The 17103-nt window shown below is 51.3% G+C and carries 17 protein-coding genes and 1 pseudogene; 7 read left to right on the top strand and 11 right to left on the bottom strand.

Annotated features, from left to right (window positions below):
- Positions 1–143: 143 nt before the first annotated feature.
- A pseudogene (gene htc1, locus OM794_RS20185) lies at positions 144–2119 on the top strand (methyl-accepting chemotaxis protein Htc1).
- Between the two features lie 65 nt (positions 2120–2184).
- Here htc1 and OM794_RS20190 read toward each other — a convergent pair.
- The 9 genes from OM794_RS20190 to OM794_RS20230 form a co-directional block, all read right to left on the bottom strand.
- The gene (locus OM794_RS20190; RefSeq protein WP_226246666.1) at positions 2185–3144 is read right to left on the bottom strand and encodes a LysR family transcriptional regulator; all 960 of its coding nucleotides are present in this window, start codon (positions 3142–3144) and stop codon (positions 2185–2187) included.
- A gap of 70 nt (positions 3145–3214) precedes the next feature.
- Positions 3215–4162 carry a CDF family Co(II)/Ni(II) efflux transporter DmeF gene (gene dmeF / locus OM794_RS20195; protein ID WP_226246665.1) on the bottom strand — a complete coding sequence of 316 codons (948 nt, stop codon included), beginning with the start codon at positions 4160–4162 and terminating at the stop codon, positions 3215–3217.
- Positions 4163–4196: 34 nt separating this feature from the next.
- Entirely contained in the window at positions 4197–5477 is a 1281-nt protein-coding gene (locus OM794_RS20200; protein ID WP_265153995.1) for a TRAP transporter large permease, read from the bottom strand.
- A 13-nt stretch (positions 5478–5490) separates the two neighbouring features.
- Positions 5491–6006 (bottom strand): TRAP transporter small permease, encoded by a 516-nt coding sequence (locus OM794_RS20205; protein WP_226246664.1) that lies wholly within the window; start codon positions 6004–6006, stop codon positions 5491–5493.
- Entirely contained in the window at positions 5993–6799 is an 807-nt protein-coding gene (locus OM794_RS20210; RefSeq protein ID WP_226246663.1) for a hypothetical protein, read from the bottom strand. The genes OM794_RS20205 and OM794_RS20210 overlap by 14 nt, the downstream gene beginning before the upstream one ends.
- Positions 6799–7791 (bottom strand): TRAP transporter substrate-binding protein, encoded by a 993-nt coding sequence (locus OM794_RS20215; RefSeq protein ID WP_265153997.1) that lies wholly within the window; start codon positions 7789–7791, stop codon positions 6799–6801. Before OM794_RS20215 ends, OM794_RS20210 begins: the two co-directional genes overlap by 1 nt.
- Before the next feature lie 284 nt (positions 7792–8075).
- On the bottom strand, positions 8076–9239 hold the full coding sequence (gene argE, locus OM794_RS20220) for an acetylornithine deacetylase (protein WP_265154642.1): 1164 nt from the start codon (positions 9237–9239) through the stop codon (positions 8076–8078).
- A gap of 1 nt (position 9240) precedes the next feature.
- Positions 9241–9957: a DUF1028 domain-containing protein gene (locus tag OM794_RS20225; RefSeq protein ID WP_320442895.1), complete on the bottom strand. Its 717-nt coding sequence runs from the start codon at positions 9955–9957 to the stop codon at positions 9241–9243.
- Positions 9906–10301 (bottom strand): RidA family protein, encoded by a 396-nt coding sequence (locus OM794_RS20230; protein ID WP_226246660.1) that lies wholly within the window; start codon positions 10299–10301, stop codon positions 9906–9908. The genes OM794_RS20225 and OM794_RS20230 overlap by 52 nt, the downstream gene beginning before the upstream one ends.
- Before the next feature lie 348 nt (positions 10302–10649).
- On the opposite strand from OM794_RS20230, the gene OM794_RS20235 reads away from it, so the two are divergent.
- Genes OM794_RS20235 through OM794_RS20260 form a run of 6 tightly spaced genes read left to right on the top strand, consistent with a single transcriptional unit; the run spans position 10650 to position 15294 of the window.
- Positions 10650–11816 (top strand): ABC transporter ATP-binding protein, encoded by a 1167-nt coding sequence (locus OM794_RS20235; RefSeq protein ID WP_226246659.1) that lies wholly within the window; start codon positions 10650–10652, stop codon positions 11814–11816.
- On the top strand, positions 11813–12238 hold the full coding sequence (locus OM794_RS20240) for a GlcG/HbpS family heme-binding protein (protein WP_226246658.1): 426 nt from the start codon (positions 11813–11815) through the stop codon (positions 12236–12238). Before OM794_RS20235 ends, OM794_RS20240 begins: the two co-directional genes overlap by 4 nt.
- Positions 12238–13236, top strand: coding sequence for an NAD(P)H-quinone oxidoreductase (locus tag OM794_RS20245; RefSeq protein WP_226246657.1), 999 nt, complete (start codon positions 12238–12240; stop codon positions 13234–13236). The genes OM794_RS20240 and OM794_RS20245 overlap by 1 nt, the downstream gene beginning before the upstream one ends.
- Positions 13237–13243: 7 nt before the next feature.
- Positions 13244–13873 (top strand): glutathione S-transferase family protein, encoded by a 630-nt coding sequence (locus OM794_RS20250; protein ID WP_226246656.1) that lies wholly within the window; start codon positions 13244–13246, stop codon positions 13871–13873.
- 22 nt (positions 13874–13895) lie between these two features.
- Positions 13896–14357, top strand: coding sequence for a type II 3-dehydroquinate dehydratase (locus OM794_RS20255; RefSeq protein ID WP_226246655.1), 462 nt, complete (start codon positions 13896–13898; stop codon positions 14355–14357).
- Between the two features lie 4 nt (positions 14358–14361).
- Entirely contained in the window at positions 14362–15294 is a 933-nt protein-coding gene (locus OM794_RS20260) for a 2-hydroxyacid dehydrogenase (protein ID WP_226246654.1), read from the top strand.
- Positions 15295–15371: 77 nt separating this feature from the next.
- On the opposite strand, the gene OM794_RS20265 is transcribed toward OM794_RS20260, so the two are convergent.
- Positions 15372–16187: an ABC transporter permease gene (locus OM794_RS20265; protein WP_226246653.1), complete on the bottom strand. Its 816-nt coding sequence runs from the start codon at positions 16185–16187 to the stop codon at positions 15372–15374.
- A 1-nt stretch (position 16188) separates the two neighbouring features.
- The gene (locus OM794_RS20270) at positions 16189–17043 is read right to left on the bottom strand and encodes an ABC transporter permease (protein ID WP_226246652.1); all 855 of its coding nucleotides are present in this window, start codon (positions 17041–17043) and stop codon (positions 16189–16191) included.
- Between the last annotated feature and the right edge of the window lie 60 nt (positions 17044–17103).

The raw sequence follows: 17103 nt of genomic DNA on the forward strand, positions 1-17103 counted from the left end.
ATGAAAGCAAGCGCATCATGCACCGCTAATGATTAGCGGTAGCAATATAACTCCCAGGGAACCATAAAACAGCCAGAAAATGACACTCACCCATATCCTCGTGATCTGCTTCTGGCCAACACTTCGAGGCAACAAATGAAAAAATTTCTCGTCTCTCGCTGACGCAGAAACTGCTGGTCGCGGTCGCTCTTCCTCTCTTAGCGGTAGCCGTCATCTTAGGCTTTGTCGTCAATCAACAGCTTAACCAGGCCATTCCTGCATTAATCGACAATGCCGGTAAGCGGCAGGTAGAAGCAAGGGCCGATGAGATCAGCCGATGGATTACCGGGTACCGTAATTGGATCTCCGTACTTGCTCAGGATGAGCGTTTGGTGGAAGACGTGCCGCTTGCGTCTCACCGCGCTTGGCTCGAAAAGCGCTACCCGCCAGGGGGCACCATCGAGTCACTGTTCTTTGCTGACGCCTCCGGAGCGACCTTAACTCACGCAGGCGTCAACTTGGAGATAGCCGAACGTCCTTATTTCAAATCTTTAGTGACGGACGGCACCCAGGATAGTCTGCTCAGCGACCCGGTTATCTCCATGGTGAGCGGACTGCCAACAGCTATTGTCGCTGATACTGTATTCGATGAACGTGGTAATCGAGCGGGACTGCTGGGCATGACCGTCTCCATGGCCGCCGTGTCTGATATCACCTCCGATATTAATGTTGGTGAAGGCAGCTACGGCTGGCTAATCGACAGCCAAGGGCAGGTCATTGCTCATCCGGTTGAAGAGTATCGCATGTCGCTCAATTACACCGATGCCGACCAGCAGGGCTACCAAGGGCTGGATGCATTGAGTCAGCAAATACTCAGCGGCACGGCGGGCTCCGGTGAAATAACCATGCCCAGCGGCGAGCAGACCGTGCTCATGTGGAGCCCAGTGGAAGGCACTTCTTGGGTGGTCGGGGTCACCGTGCCCATCACTGCCTTTACCACCGTGACTAACAGCCTGCTGCAGTCGCTGCTGCTGGCGGGGGGCGTGCTATTGGTATTGCTGCTGGTGGTAGTTGCCTATGCGGCGAGGCGTTCACTTGCGCCTATCAAGCATACCGCCAGTGCCATGGCCGATATTGCCAAAGGAAAAGGTGATTTGACGCGCCGTTTAGAAGCCAAAACCCAGGATGAAATTGGCGACCTCGCCCACGGCTTTAATGCCTTTGTCGAGCGTATGCAGTCTACCCTTCAGGAAGTGCGCCAAAACGCTCGCACGGTATTATCCGATGCCAGCGATATGGCGGATGGTACTCATGAGCTTTCATCGCGTACCGAACAAGCGGCAGCTAATCTCCAGGAAACGTCCGCCTCAATGGAGCAAATTCACTCCACGGTGGCGCATACTTCCCAAGCCTCCGAGCAGGCGAACAGCCTGGCACTAGAAGCCGCCAGTGCTTCAGAGCGCGGCACTGAGTCGATGACGCAAATGGAAGCCAAGATGGCCGCTATCAGCGAGTCAGCCAATAAGATAAGCAACATTATTGGTTTGATTGACTCGATTGCATTTCAAACCAATATATTGGCACTCAACGCATCCGTAGAGGCTGCCGCGCCGGTGAGCAAGGCCGTGGTTTCGCCGTGGTCGCCAGCGAAGTGCGCACGCTAGCCAGTCGCTCAGCCTCTGCGGCGCATGATATTCGTGCGCTGATTGATATGTCCGTGAGTCACTCAAGAGAAGGCAGCGATATCGTTAAGGCGGCGGCTGAACGTATGAGTGAGATTCGTCACAGCGTTACCCAGGTCTCGGATGTCATCGCCGAGATTGCCGCCGGCGCCCGGGAACAGACCACTGGCATCCAACAGGTCAATACCGCAGTGGCAGAGATGGATATGATGACCCAGCAGAATGCTGCCATGGTCAGCCAGAGCGCCACGCTTGCCACCAATATGCGCGACAATGCACAACGGCTGGATCAACTGATGAGCGAGTTTGTGCTTAGTGAAGGTGGCGCTGAAAACTCTGCGCTACCCTATACGGCAGCACATAAAGCGCGGACAGGCACTGCACTACCTCAAGCGCCTAGCCGCCCTTCTCAGGCCACTCAGCAGAAGCATGAAGTAGCGGAGTGGGAAGAGTTCTAATTTCTCATCATGAATAAGGCTAAAAAGCACCCGCTTGGGTGCTTTTTAATTGACGATTTTTTTCGCTAAGGCTCAACTGGGTGCGAATCATAATACCTAGGAGCCGTCATTCCTGGAATATATTGCTCAGAAATAAAGTTGCGGCATCGTTGAGCAAAAGCTTCTACCACCCTTGGAGGCTGTGCTCCTTGTAAAACAGCATACCCAATATACAATGGCCGATGCTGTCCAGAGAGCTGAAGACGAATAACCCTTTTCCCGTCCTGGGAGAAATTGGCTTTTGGCCGTACATTAGCGATAGAGTAGCCCAAGCCATTTGCCACCATAGATCGCACGACTTCCAATTGGTTTGAGCACAACCTGATATTAGGAGCCTCCCCTACGTTTGAGAACAGACTGAGAAAATATTCTCTGCTGTAGGGTAGGTCAAGGAAGATCATCGGAAAGTCTTTAAGGTCCGTTATTTTGATGGTCGAAAGTTCTGTCAATGGATGGTGGTGACCTACAATAATATGAGGCGGCAGGCCAACCAAAGGAGTAAATTCCACATCTTCAAAAACATGGAGATCATAAGTAATCGCGATATCAATCTGTGATCGTCTCAACCCCTCCAGTAGCTCATCATGATCACCTTCTATCAAACTAATCCGCACACCTGGGAATGCCTTCGCAAAGCCATAGACCACTTCAGGTGCAATCATTGGTGCCAATGAATTAAAGCATCCAACTCGCAGCGGCCCCCTTACTGCGTTTAGTGAGTCTGAAGCCAAGGTATACAGGTTTTTAGCCTGTTCAACGATTAACTTAGCTTCCTGAAGCACAATGTTGCCTATAGGCGTTAAAGAGACTCCCTGGGCATGGTGACGTATAAAAAGCTGCACCCCCAATTCTGATTCAATATGAGTAATAGCCGCTGAAATCGAAGGTGAGGATACATGAATTTTTTCAGAAGCTTTGATTATGCTGCTTTCTTCACCGCATGCTATAAAATATTCAAGTTGGCGATGTGTAATCCTGCTAAGCATAATATTCTCACTTCAATTAAACCGTCTAGGGTTAGAATTTACCAGCATCAATAAAAACCTATCTATAAAATCACCACGCATTTTCGCCAACAACATTAACCTCTATAGTTGAGTGGACGATATTAATTTGAGAGGGAATCAGGCTTCGATATTCATCCGGCGTAAGAGGCTTTTTTGAGATAATAGATACAGCTAGGCTAAGGTTTCCTGCTCCCAGCTCCCATATATGAATATCTACAACTCTATCTGACGATCTTTCTTGAATTGCCTGCTGCACACTTTCAAGCAAGGCTATACTTGGTCGTTTATCTAACAAGTTAGCAGAGGTTGTGCGCAGCAATTTCCATGACCACCGCGCAATTAAAAAAGCGCCTACAATACCTACTAACGGATCAACCCATAGCAAACCAGTATGCTTCGCCACTAACAAAGATATAATCGCCAATAAAGAGGTGAGGGCATCGGCTAGAACATGAAGATATGCGGAACTTAGTGCATGGGATTGCCTAGATGGAGCTACTTGATCATCGTTATGTGAATGTGAATGATGATCATGGTTTTTGCCTAAGATGATGGCGCACACTATATTAACCACAAGGCCAATTACCGACACAAGAATCGCCATATTAAAATCAATGGCTCGTGGTTGCAGCATGCGCGCCCCACTTTCTACCAGAATGACGCTAGCAAAACCTCCTAACAAAATAGCACCTGCAAACCCCGCCAATGCATCAACCTTGCCCGTGCCAAAAGTAAAAGAAGGATCATTGGCATGTTTTCTGGCATAGGCATATGCAAAAGCACTAATACCTAATGCAATAGCATGTGATCCCATATGGAGACCATCAGCAAGTAGCGCCATGGAACCGAAGAAATATCCTGCTACCACTTCCAAAGCCATTACAGATATAGTGATGAGTGTCACAAAGAGGATACGTTTCTCATTCGTGTTTTTTTGATCAAGCCCGAATGAGTGATGATGTTGATAAGCTTCCAAGACACCAGAATGATGATTCATGACAAAGCCTCAATAAATATTAAAGATGTAAAGTTCACTGCATCAATGTTGGCAGTGCCATCGAAAGTTGCGGAATAAATACAAGCAACAGTAGAAAGGCAAATAGCGTAATAAGAAACAGAGTATTCGCTCGAATAACACTCGTCACATCCTCGTTGCCAATTTTGGCGGCAACCAGCAGCGCTAATGCAACCGGAGGTGTTACTTGGCCTATCACCACTGTTACTATGATGAGTACACCAAAGTGTAATAAGTCGACATCCATGGCCATCAGCGCTGGCAGAAGTATTGGCATGATCATAGGAATCAATGGATCCAATACCATGTCGGCAATAAGCGCCAATAAAAGTAGCACGAGCACCCTTAACACAACTGATTCAAAAGGAAAAAGGGTATCTAAACCAGCCGCTAAAGCGCTTGGCACACCAGCCTGCGACAATGCCCAGCCGAAGGAAGTTGAGAGCCCGACCACCAGTAGAATTTCCCCTGTCAATACGGTGGAGTCCACCATGGCACGATAAAGCTGCGCAAAGCTGAGAGTGCGATAGACCAGCATGGCAAGCACTAGCGCATAAGCAACGGCAAAAGCACCTGCCTCCGAGGGCGTGAATAGACCCACAACCAACCCACCTAATACTAGAAATGGAAGCCCCATCGGTAATAGCGCTTGCATCCCAGTTGTCAAAACCCGATTCCAAGCAAAATTACTTATAGGTTTCCAGCCATGTCGCCGTGCCTGAATAGCCACAATTAGCATTAACAACAGGCCCATCAACAATCCAGGTAGCACTCCCGCCAAAAATAGTGCTCCTAATGACACACCTGTCACCGCCGAGTAGAGAATCATGGGCGAGCTTGGAGGAATTAAGATGCCAATACCGGATGAGGTTGCTGTTAGCGCGGCTGCGAATGGGCCTGGATAGTTATTTTGTTTGAGCTTCGGGATCATAATCGACCCAGTACCGGCTAAGTCAGCCACCGAAGTCCCCACCATTCCCCCAAACATGATGCTTGAAGTGACATTGACGTGTGCCAAGCCGCCTCGCATCCACCCCACTAAAGCTCCAGCAAATGCGAATAAGCGATCAGCAATGCCACTAGCATTCATGATGGCGCCAGCAAAAATGAACAGTGGCATCGTCACAAGAATATAGTCACTGATACCTGCCAGCGTTTGCTGGGGTAATGCTAAGCTCCAGCCACCGCTAAACATTAGATACATCAGTATGGCCGCCGTCAGGGATACAATGATGGGCACACCCAAAATGACTAACAGACAAAGCAACACGATAGAGGCACAAGCGAGTAACAACATGATGCCCCCCCCCTCAGCGACGTAAGCTGAGCAAAAAAGCGATGGTCATACCTAAAGAGCCAAATAGCAGCCCACTGTAGACGATACTCTTCGGCGCTCTGAGCATGGCGGTTACATCGTTCCCGAAGAGATCAATGTATTGCCATGTCAGCCAGCCCAGTACACTCATCACTCCAGCACTGAACAGCGCACAAAGTTTGCGCATCAGAATCAAACGAGCGGGCGAGAGAGAGCGGGTCAATAGATCGCAAGAGATCAATGCCCCCCGGATACTGGCTAGCACGATCCCGAACGCCGCAACCCACACCATTAAGGCAATGACGACTTCATCAGTCCAAGGTAGCGGGCGGCCAAAAAGATAACGACTGGTGGCATTGGCAAAAACAAGTAACGCGATACTACTAATGCAACAGGCTGCGCCTGCTTCGGTTATCTTTACCAGGCCTAACCCTACTTTTGGCACTCGTAACTTCTGTCCTATGTGATAAGAAGAAGCCATTGCCAAGCGTCCCGAATTAATGATCTTCATTTTCATCTGCTCCCTTCGCTAAGCGGTGCTTAAGAAGCGAGCCGTAACCGGGGCGCGCGCCATTAACATCCACTGCCTCGAGACAGTGCCAAAAGGAGGCTTGAATAGCAGATATCACGGGCTTACCCAGCTCAGCTTCCAGTGCTTCAATCACCCCCACAGTACGAAAATTGGTGCAACTGATAAAAATGGCGCTGGCCTCAGGATGATCAACGGATTTCACTAAGTCATACACCTCCTGCAAAGAGACTTCAGCTAATGCCTGGTCTTCATCAATCCTCAGATTGGCGTGGCGAAGCACTTCATGGCCATTCTCTTGCAGGAAGTTGATCGCTCGTTCATGCACCGCATCCACATAAGGAGTTGCGAGGGCCACTTTGTCAGCCCCCACAGCTGCTAACGCCGCCAATGTTGCCGTTGAGGCAGTGGTGACTTGCGGGCCTGGCGCCCACTGCTTGAGCTTTTCGATTAAGGCCTTGTCGTAGGCGGTTCCATGCAGGAATGACGCACTGGTACCACCGAAACAGAGCACATCAATGGGAGCAGAGCCGAGCAATTTTGCGGCCTGCTCAATTTCTGGAGAGCGCATCATTGCATCAATGCCCTCAAAGGTGACCTTTGGCAGCCGTATACGGGTAGTGTGAGTAGAAACACCAGGAGTCGACATAGCCCACATTTCAGCCTCCATAACGATGCTTGATGCCATATAAATCAATCCAATACGCGCATCATCGCCGCTACCGTCATAGCGAAACATAGGGTTGCTCATCGGCTGTTCATGAGATGAATTCATTATCTCAACTCCAGGATATTCTGTGCCTGCTCCCAGAACGCTTCATTCAAACGCTCAGAAATAGCATCACGGATGGGCACCGAGGCAGATTGAAAGCTGGCTAAATCAGGCTGGTTAACCGCTACTCCGGCATTGCTAAAGACCTCAACTAACTCGGCATCACTGGTATCAGAAAGCTGGCGGGTTTGATTTGCACCCTCCTGAGCAGCGGAGATTACTCGCTCCTGCATTTCAGGCGACAGCGATGCATAACTGTTGGCACTCATGGCGAGAGTAATAGGGGTGTAAACGTGATTGGTTAAAGAGACGTAATCCTGAACCTCATAAAGAGAGAACTCTTCCAATACTGAAAGCGGATTCTCCTGCCCATCCAAAACGCCCTGGCGTAACGCTATATAGACCTCTCCAAGTGACATGGGAGTCGGTGCCGCACCCAACATTTCAAATGCAAGAAGACGTGTTGCGCTGCCAGGAGTACGCAACTTCAGACCTGAAAGATCCTCCGGCGTATTGATCGGACGACGATTGTTGCTAATCACACGAAAACCAAGCTCTCCAAATGCCAGTACTTCAAGGCCACTCTTGTCACGCAATGAGTCGGCCAGCAGGTCGCCAAGCTCTCCATCCAAGGCATCACGCGCGATTTGCTTATCTGCAAAGATAAAAGGCATATCGAAAAGCGCGAAATTACTGTCTAGCTCAACGATATCCGACCCGATAGGCAATACTTGCACCTGTTCGGCTCGAAGTAACTGTATCAAATCAGATTCGCTGCCCAGCGCCCCACCTTCAAAGAACTCAAGTTCAACCTCCTCTTCGGCGCTCGCCTGGAGAGCGTCCCTGAAGCTCGTTAGCATGACATTGAGAGGGTCACCCGGGGTTGTCTCAACAGCTAGTCTCAGCTCAACAACATCATCACTCGCTAATATTGAGGCCGTCGGAAATGATAAACCGGAGATAAGTGCATACGTCAGGAGTTTTCGTTTTAACATGCTTTTTTCCACACTATAGGGATTATTCAGGCATGCGTTTGCATACCAACTATAAGCATTTTTTGTGCCACTTTTTATTAATCGTAAAATTTAAAACACTTGGCAAACAATAAATGCTATTGGATGCTTCCCTGCCTACACCGTTTCACTGAATTTTATTACTGCTGTTATATTTTTGGATCGTTACGGTGCATTGACTTTTATTACTTCCTTGAAAAACATGGCTGACGTATTCACCATTGAAATGGTATTTGAATCCAAGAAAACACATAACTTCTTAAGATTTACTTCAGGATTTCCTCGCTTGTGGCAAACCTAGCTAGTCGACGCATCATGGCGTCACACCTATGCAGTTGTTCAATAGCAATAAACTCATCGGGTTTATGCCCTTGAGCCATGCTCCCAGGCCCGCAAATGACCGCTGGTATTCCTACTTGATGGAATAATCCACCTTCTGTGCCAAAGGCCACCGTGCTGAAGTCACTGCTGTTAGCCAGTAAGGCAATAAATTTAGCGAGAGGAGCGCTTTGATCCAGCAGTAGCCCGGGATAGGCTTGTAGGTGTTCAAAGTGAATCCCTGTGTCCGCTTTGACAGCACGCATCTGCGGCTCAAGCTCTTGGCAGGCATACTGTTTTAATTCGCTGCATATCTGTTCGCCATCAGCGCTTGGCAAAGTGCGAATTTCCCAGTCGAAACAGCAATCAGTGGGCACAATATTGAGTGCATTCCCTCCACTGATAGTGCCGGTCTGTAGCGTGGTAAAAGGAGGGTCAAACCGATAATCAAGCTGCTTATCGCGGAGTTCAGCCCCCATTTCCGTTAGCTTTACGATTAAGTGGGAAGCGTACTCAATGGCATTCACACCGTCAGGGGCATAGGCAGAGTGACAGGCGGCTCCATGCACATGGCAGCGCATAGCGAGTTTTCCCTTATGCCCTAAGATTGGCTTGAGCTCGGTTGGCTCGCCCACGATGCAAGCGACAGGAGTATGAGCCTGCTCTTTGATGTACTCCAGGAGGGAGCGCACGCCCAAGCACCCCACTTCTTCATCATAAGAAAAAGCCAAATGTATCGGCGTGCGTAGAGGGGTTGCCAAGAAGGTGGGCACTGCCGCTAGCATGCAGGCTAGAAAGCCTTTCATGTCGGCGCTGCCGCGACCGTAAAGCTTTCCATCATGCTCGGTCAGCTTGAATGGGGGAAAGGCCCACGCCTGACCATCCACCGGCACGACATCTGTATGCCCAGACAGAACAATGCCGCCGCGATCAGCAGGGCCTATGGTGGCCCACAAGTTGGCTTTGCTACCCGAATCGTTATAGACCAACTGAGAGGCAACCCCTAACTCGTCCAAGTAGCCGCGTATGAATTCAATCAAATTCAGGTTGGAAGCACGGCTCACGGTCTCAAAGGCCACCAGTTTTTCTAGCAGCAACCGACTCTGCATCATGTCACTCACCGGGCACACCATAGCTGGGAGCGGCGTCGGGATTGGCCGCCCGCATCACATAATCTTCCAACTGCGGGGCATACCGCAGCCAGTTCTCATATAACGAATCAATCGGCGAATCATGCCAATCAACCCGTAAATCAATAACCGGCCACTCAATATTGGGGCGTGCCACGCGAAGGCCCGCAGAGTAAACAGGACCAGCTTCACCACCAGCAGCCACTCCCGCCTGCATGGCTAATATCAGCCGCTCAGCAAGCTGACCCTCCGAATTCTCGAACGCCTTTACCATCGCCACGGGGACGCGGCTATCAGCCAGTAAATTACCGGCGGCTACGCAGCCATCGCCTTTAGCCCGTCCCACGATTCCGAGAGCTTTCTCACCGTCGAATAGGGCACTACGCCCCCGTGAGTCGACTACCAGCAACTGGCGCCACTGAGGGTAATGCTCGTCCTGTAGCAGCGTATCGATCACCTGCTGTGGTGCCATCCCCTCCTTTAACAGCTGGATAGCCTGCATGCCTAAAGCAGGATTAGTGACATTCTGAGTCAATGCCGCGCCTCCTGGGCCTACAAAAGCGCAGCGACTGGTGACACAGATACTAGATGAACTAACAGCACACCCGGTTTCGCCGGTTTCCTTACACACTGCAGCAATTGAGAATGTCACTGCTTCACCTCCGGAATAACCGCGATCACATCGATTTCCATCAGCCACTCAGGCTGTGCTAGCCCCGCCACTACCAGCCCAGTCGAAATGGGGTAAACACCCTTTAGCCACTTGCCCACTTCACGGTATACAGGCTCACGAAAGCGAGGATCGGTAATATAAGTTGTTGTTTTAACGATGTGAGAAAGGTGACTGCCTGCTTCATGCAGTAATTGCTGGATATTTTTCATGGCTTGTTCTGCCTGAGCCGCAGGGTCGCCCAGGCCGACAAGGTTGCCGTCGAAGTCAGTGCCGACCTGACCACGCACATAGATGGTGTTACCCGCTCGCACTGCTTGGCAAAGATCATTATCTAAACTTTGATTTGGATATGTCGCCTTGGTATTAAACATTCGGATTCGTTCATGGGTTACCGCTCGGGTCGTTTGCTGCATCAGAGGCCTACCATCGTTAATGTAATTTGCTCCCTACTGAAGCTAGCCATCTGATCCGCTTAGCGACAATCACATTATCTGCACCTGCGGTTCAATAAAAACGATCTAGTCCACAAAATACCTATTGGTGCATTGAAAGTTGCTGTACCGAAACATGGCTCAAGGTCGCCATGTTCCCCCCTTTGCTTCCGCTTTTCTTAAGCTTGTCTTTAGAAAGGACGAACTGCCTGACTACTGCCACATCGGTATGCTCAAAAGACCCACCTACGCAAAATATTTTCGGCACCTACTCCCTGGGTAATTCATATGAGTGAGTTAGTTAGCTTTAAACCTGCTGAGACGCAAACATCAGCCCCCATAACAGAACCCCGTATTGCTGTGCAACTGGATGGCGTACTGAAGCAGTTTGGCGATGCCACGGCATTGCACCGTGTCTCTATGAAGATATTCCAAGGAGAGTTTTTAACACTATTGGGCCCCTCCGGCTGTGGCAAAACCACCTTGTTAAATCTAATGGCAGGTTTTCTTGAAGCCGATAATGGTGAGATTTTTATTGATGGTGAACTGGTTACCGAAACACCGCCCTACCAGCGGGAAATAGGTATCGTGTTTCAAAGTTATGCGCTGTTCCCCCATATGAATGTCAGCGAGAACGTGGGCTATGGCTTGCGTATGCGTCGCACTCCCAAGGCGGAGATTAAGCAACGTGTCGATCAGGCCTTAAAGATGGTGAAGCTGGAAGGTTTCGAGGAGCGACGACCCAAAGAGTTGTCAGGGGGACAGCAGCAGCGCGTGGCACTCGCACGCGCCTTGGTTATACGGCCAAAGGTTCTACTTCTGGACGAACCCTTCTCGGCACTGGATAAAAACCTGCGGCTGAACATGCAACAGGAGATCAAGGAGATTCAACGCAAGCTTGGGGTTACGACGGTATTTGTTACCCATGATCAGGATGAAGCGCTGGCAATGTCAGACCGAGTCGTGGTGATGTCCGCGGGCCATGTTCGGCAGGTAGCGCCACCCCATGAGATCTACCGTCATCCTATCGACCCTTTTGTTGCCTCTTTCGTCGGAGATGCCAATATTTTCCCTGCCCACTACACCGGCCATGACAATGGGTCGGGAACCATCGAATTCGGCAGCACCAAGCTCCTTCTGCCCATTGCCAATATTCATGGTCAGGTCGGCGATAGCGTCGATTTGTATGCACGCCCTGAGAATCTTCGCCTCGCCCCTCTACATGAGGAGGCTGATCTCGCCGGTACTGTGATTGGGCATGTCTTCCTGGGTGATCACGTCGATGTCTCCGTTCATGTCCCTGAGACCGGTATTGATCGTCCTGTGACTATTCGCAGTCCTGGTTTAGACGCTCTAGATAGCTGGCCAACGGGCACCGGGGTGGGTATCAATTTTATATGCCGAGATACCACCGCCTTTACACGCGCCTCAACCTCAGAGGAGAGCACTCAATGAGCAACTGGATACGCCATACGCCACGGTTAACACATCATGCAGCACTTGCGGTGTTACATGCAGCGATTGAAAAGTCAGAACAGCTAGGCGTTGCGCAGAACATTGCGATTGTTGATGAAGGAGGTAACTTGCTCGCGTTTATCCGCATGGATGGGGCAAAGCTTCTATCCCGTGAAACGGCGATTTCCAAAGCGATATCAGCGGCCTCTCACCGGCAGCCAACCGCTCAGCTTGACCCTGACCTTGAACTCAAGCTCGCTATCGCGGCAGGGGGACGGCTCACCAACCTTGAAGGCGGCCAGCCGTTAATGATTGGCAATGTTTGTGTTGGCGGCATTGGTGTCGGATCCGGCACCGGCCAGCAGGATATTGAGGTGGCCAAAGCGGGAGCGGCCATACTAGTGGAAGGAGTGCAAGCTTGATGCAACACATGACCGCCATTATCGCTGAACAATATGGTTCCCCGGAGGTTCTGCACAGCGTCACTCGGGAGATCCCCACCCCGGGAGTGGGCGAAATACTGATCAAGGTAGCCGCTGCCGGCGTTAATCGGCCAGACCTGATGCAGCGCAACGGCATGCCCACACCTCCAGGTACTACCGACATCTTCGGGCTCGAAGCATCCGGCTTGGTGGAAGCCGTCGGCCCAGGTGAAACCAACTGGAAAGTAGGCGATCGTGTAATGGCATTGCTCAATGGTGGCGGCTATGCCAGTCACTGCATTGCTATCGCCGATCACTGCCTGCCCGTTCCTGAACAGGTTTCGCTAATCGAAGCCGCCGCACTGCCCGAAGCGCTCTTCACCCTATGGCATAACCTATATGAACGCGGACGCCTTACCCCAGGGGATAGCCTGCTTATCCACGGCGGTGCAAGTGGCTTGGGCACTCTGGGAATTGCTCTGGCGAAAGCCACCGGAGCAAGGGTTGCCGCTACTGCGGGCAGCGCCGAAAAGGTGGCTGCGCTGAGCAATATAGGCGTTGATCTGGCGATTAATTATCGCGAACAGGAGTACGTCAGCGTCATTAATGCAGCCTGGGGCGAAAACGCTATCGATGTGGTTCTGGATACCGTGGGCGGCGACTACATTGGCCGAAATCTGGAAGTGATGGCTCCCGAAGGGCGCCATGTCAGCCTATCATTCTTCGCTGGCGCTGAGATCTCGCTCTCTTTGCCGACCATTATGCGCAAGGGGCTGACGCTAACGTCTTCGACGCTACGCCCTAAGAGCCGCCATGAAAAAACACGCTTGGCGCAGCGAGTCACCCACCATCTGTTGCCCCTACTCGCCAGCCGGAAGGTCTTTCCCGTTATTTACAAGACATTCCCCCTGGAGAGAGCAGCGGACGCCCACCACGTGTTAGAGCAGAACAGCAATATCGGCAAAGTAGTACTGACCACCAGCACACGGGAAGAGTGACGACATCATGACAACTGCTGCCCCTATATTACGTCTTTACCACGCAACAACCTCGCCTTACGTACGCAAAGTCATGGCGGTGGCGACCCAGCTTGGCCTGGCATCGCAGATAGAGCTGCTGGCTAGCGCCGCACACCCCATTGAGCGCGACAGTCGTATTGCGACCTTCAACCCTATCGGCAAGATACCTGCAGCCCAGACGAGAGATGGGCAGTTATTATTCGACAGCCGAGTTATCTGTGAGTATCTCGACGATTATGCCCAGGGCGGCCTATTCCCGGTGGGTGCTGCGCGCTGGGAAGCCCTGGCACGCCAGGCACTTGGTGATGGGTTGCTGGATGCTGCGCTGCTCGCCAGATATGAACGCTTAGCGCGCCCTAAAGAGCTTCAGTTCGATGTTTGGTATCAGGCTCAGATGGATAAGGTGCAGTCGGCTTTGACAAGTATTGAGCAGCAAGCCCCGACGCTTTCGAACACTCCCTGTGATATTGGCGCTATTACCCTTGGCTGTGCCTTAGGCTACCTGGATTTTCGCTTTCCAGATCTGGATTGGCGCAGCCAATGCCCACAGGCAGCACGCTGGCTTACGGACTTCGATGCCCAGCCCGCAATGAGCGCCACACGTCCCCATGAGTGAACAGCCACTGAGAGTGAATTTTATGTCAATGCCTGCATCTCCCAAGGTTATGTTTCTTAATGGCCCCAATGCCAATCTCTATGGCCTGGATCGCGACGGCACATACGGCAGTGAAAGCTTTGAGGGCATCCAACAGAGCTGTCTTTCCCATGCTGAAACACTAGGTATCACCCTGGATTTTCGGCAAAGCAATCATGAGGGCATTCTCATCGACTGGATACAGGAAGCCCGCTTGCAACATGATGCGCTCATTATCAATGCCGCAGGTCTCAGTTACCGCTCAATACCGATACTCGATGCCTTGCTGGCTTTCGAAGGGCCGATTATCGAAGCCCACATGAGTAATATCTGGAAGCGCGAACCCTTTCGTCATCACTCGATGCTTTCGCAAGCAGTTAATGGTGTGATCGCCGGCCTCGGCGTCATCGGCTATCGGCTTGCATTAGACACCACGGCCCAGTTGCTCACTCAACACAAAGGCTGACACTATGACGGGCACACTTGTTTTCTATAGTGAATTTGACGACTTTGATCAGTGGAAGCGACTACTACTAAGTGAAATTCCCACTCTCGATATACAGCAAGCCAGTGCAGTGACTGCACCTGAGAAGGTTCGCTATGCCCTGGTTTGGAAACCACCCGAACACTTTTTCCAGCGCTGGCCAAATCTTGAGCTCGTGATCAACCTGGGTGCTGGCGTCGATGCGCTTGTTGGTAGGTGCGACCTATCAAACATACCGGTCACTCGCCTCTCGGATCCCAACATGGCGCGGATGATGGCGGGCTATGTCCTGTTTGCTGTACTGCGTTATGCCCGCGATATCCCCTTCTTTGAGCAGATGCAGAAACAGGCACGCTGGCAGTATCGCCACCCGCGCGCAGCAGAAGAAATCCGTGTCGGCATTATGGGGTTAGGGGAGTTAGGCGGGACAACGGCTCAGGAGGTGGCTCGGCAAGGTTTTTCAGTCGTAGGTTGGTCAAGAACCGCCAAACAGATTGACGGTGTAGAGTGTCATCACGGCATGGCCTCGCTTAATGAGTTTCTATCACGCAGCGACATACTGGTGATCATGCTACCGTCCACGCCTGAGACACGGGGCCTACTGAATGATCAACGCTTGGCAGCGCTGCCACATGTAGCCAATCTAATCAACGTCTCGCGAGGGGATATCGTGGACGAACCCGCATTAATTGCTAGCCTCTCCTCAGGCCAGATAGGCGGCGCAACACTAGATGTATTTGCACAAGAGCCGCTTCCAGAGAGCCATCCTTTATGGTCGATGGAGAATGTGTTGATCACTCCCCACCTCGCCTCGGTAGCACTCCCTGGGTCAGCGGCTAAACAGATCGCGGCCAACATTCAGCGCGTGAATGATAAACAACCGCCTCTTCACTGCGTCGACCTTAACCGCGGTTACTGATCTACCTATTCGCGGCTATGCTGCTACGCCTCAACGCTCTGCTCACTGCCAGCCCCCTACGCGCTGGCAGTGAGCACTCAACGGCTTTCAACACTGAGCACTTTTCCAAGCCCCAAGTAACGGTTGGCCACAATCATGATCATGGCGGTTGTCACTATGTAGACCACCGACACCGCCGCTAGCGTGGGGTCAGCATATTCACGTACATAGTTATACATCGCAACGGGCAGTGTTTGGGTGCTTTGAGTCGTCACAAATAGCGAAGCCGTGAACTCATTAAACGACAGAATCGCAGCAAACAGCCAGCCGCCGGCGAGTCCTGGCAACAGTTGGGGAAATGTAATCGTCGTCACAACGCGCAAGGGTGTTGCTCCCAGGCTGGCCGCCACAAGTTCGGTTCGAGGATCCAGATTGTGGATAGACACATACACACTGCGAAGCACAAACGGCAGAACTAATAGGAGGTGGCAAAACACAACGACCGCATATCCTCTTGAGAGGCTCAGCTGAGACACCAGCATCAGCAACCCAAGACCAACCATAAAGTGCGGAATAAAAAGCGGCGATAACAGGAGCCCTTCCAACAAACGCTTGCCCTTGAATTCATATCGATGAATGACAATCGCCAGCGTAGTACCCACCAGGGTAGCCAGCGACGATGCCCAAGCGGTAACAATCAGGCCATTCCACAGACCAATTTGAAAATCGCGATACTCAAAAGCGTTCTTAAACCAGCGAAGTGAGTACCCCTGGGGAGGAAAGGCGAGGACTGAAGAGGCATTGAAAGAGGCAATGGCGACCACCAATGCTGGCAGTAATATGAATAGCAAGATTAGCGCGATAAGCCCCTGACCTGCGCGCAACAGCCATAGATCGGTACGTGAACGCTGCATGTCAGTGCCCCCCGATTCTTTCCAGTGAATTCGTCAGGCGCTTGGCAAGCCATAGCACCACCATGGTCAGTACCAGCCCAGCCACACTCAAACTGGCAGCGAAAGGCAAATTAAGCGATGAGAAACCTAACTGATAAACCATCGTTGAAATAGTATTAACACGCCCGCCACCGATCAGTTGCGGCGTTGCAAAGGCACTAAATGTCCATGCAAAGGAGGTCATGGTGCCCGCAATAATGCCTGGCATGGATAACGGTAGGGTCACCGTCATAAACGCTCGCACCGGCCCCGCCCCAAGGCTTATTGCTGCCCGTTCATAGGCACGGTCAATATGGGATAGCCCAGCTGCTAGCATCAACACCATGATAGGTAGCGTGACGTGTACCAGCGCAATCACTACTCCCAGCTGTGTAAACATCAGCCGCAGAGGGCGCTCTATAATGCCCAGCCCCATCAGCACACTGTTCAGAAACCCGTTACTACCCAACACGATAATCCATGAATAAGTTCGCACTACCTCACCCAAAAACAGCGGTGTAATCGCAACAATCAGAATCAAGGAGCGGCACCAGGCACGTTGGGCACGAATCATCGCATACGCTAGCGGATAGCCAATCAGTAACGTAAAAATCGCGGTATACAGGCTGAGTACCACCGTTTCCAGAAAGGCACTTGCGTAAAGTGGTCTCAACAAGGCGTGAAAGTTAGCAAGCGTAAACTCACCTACTTCAAGCGAGCCTGGTATATAACTGCGAACGCTGTATTGCAGAATAGCCAACATTGCACAGATCAAACCAAAGGCTGTCAGCGTAGAAGGAAGAAGAAACCAATAAACAAAGCGTGGTTTTTGTTGCATAACCTTACCGTCTCCCAAAAAGTAGCGAAGCACCTATGGAGTGCTTCGCTACTGAACGTC

The sequence above is a fragment of the Halomonas sp. BDJS001 genome, assembly GCF_026104355.1.
In the GTDB taxonomy this organism is placed as follows: Bacteria; Pseudomonadota; Gammaproteobacteria; order Pseudomonadales; family Halomonadaceae; genus Vreelandella.

Excerpts from the sequence above, each read along its gene's own strand:
- OM794_RS20200 (WP_265153995.1), bottom strand. The coding sequence starts at position 5,477 with ATGTTGTTACTCGCTTGTGCCTCTATCGTGTTGCTTTGTCTGTTAGTC.
- OM794_RS20205 (WP_226246664.1), bottom strand. The coding sequence starts at position 6,006 with ATGAAGATCATTAATTCGGGACGCTTGGCAATGGCTTCTTCTTATCAC.
- OM794_RS20190 (WP_226246666.1), bottom strand. The coding sequence starts at position 3,144 with ATGCTTAGCAGGATTACACATCGCCAACTTGAATATTTTATAGCATGC.
- OM794_RS20250 (WP_226246656.1), top strand. The coding sequence starts at position 13,244 with ATGACAACTGCTGCCCCTATATTACGTCTTTACCACGCAACAACCTCG.
- OM794_RS20235 (WP_226246659.1), top strand. The coding sequence starts at position 10,650 with ATGAGTGAGTTAGTTAGCTTTAAACCTGCTGAGACGCAAACATCAGCC.
- OM794_RS20245 (WP_226246657.1), top strand. The coding sequence starts at position 12,238 with ATGCAACACATGACCGCCATTATCGCTGAACAATATGGTTCCCCGGAG.
- OM794_RS20230 (WP_226246660.1), bottom strand. The coding sequence starts at position 10,301 with ATGTTTAATACCAAGGCGACATATCCAAATCAAAGTTTAGATAATGAT.
- OM794_RS20215 (WP_265153997.1), bottom strand. The coding sequence starts at position 7,791 with ATGTTAAAACGAAAACTCCTGACGTATGCACTTATCTCCGGTTTATCA.
- OM794_RS20270 (WP_226246652.1), bottom strand. The coding sequence starts at position 17,043 with ATGCAACAAAAACCACGCTTTGTTTATTGGTTTCTTCTTCCTTCTACG.
- OM794_RS20265 (WP_226246653.1), bottom strand. The coding sequence starts at position 16,187 with ATGCAGCGTTCACGTACCGATCTATGGCTGTTGCGCGCAGGTCAGGGG.
- OM794_RS20260 (WP_226246654.1), top strand. The coding sequence starts at position 14,362 with ATGACGGGCACACTTGTTTTCTATAGTGAATTTGACGACTTTGATCAG.
- argE (WP_265154642.1), bottom strand. The coding sequence starts at position 9,239 with ATGATGCAGAGTCGGTTGCTGCTAGAAAAACTGGTGGCCTTTGAGACC.
- dmeF (WP_226246665.1), bottom strand. The coding sequence starts at position 4,162 with ATGAATCATCATTCTGGTGTCTTGGAAGCTTATCAACATCATCACTCA.
- OM794_RS20255 (WP_226246655.1), top strand. The coding sequence starts at position 13,896 with ATGTCAATGCCTGCATCTCCCAAGGTTATGTTTCTTAATGGCCCCAAT.
- OM794_RS20240 (WP_226246658.1), top strand. The coding sequence starts at position 11,813 with ATGAGCAACTGGATACGCCATACGCCACGGTTAACACATCATGCAGCA.
- OM794_RS20210 (WP_226246663.1), bottom strand. The coding sequence starts at position 6,799 with ATGAATTCATCTCATGAACAGCCGATGAGCAACCCTATGTTTCGCTAT.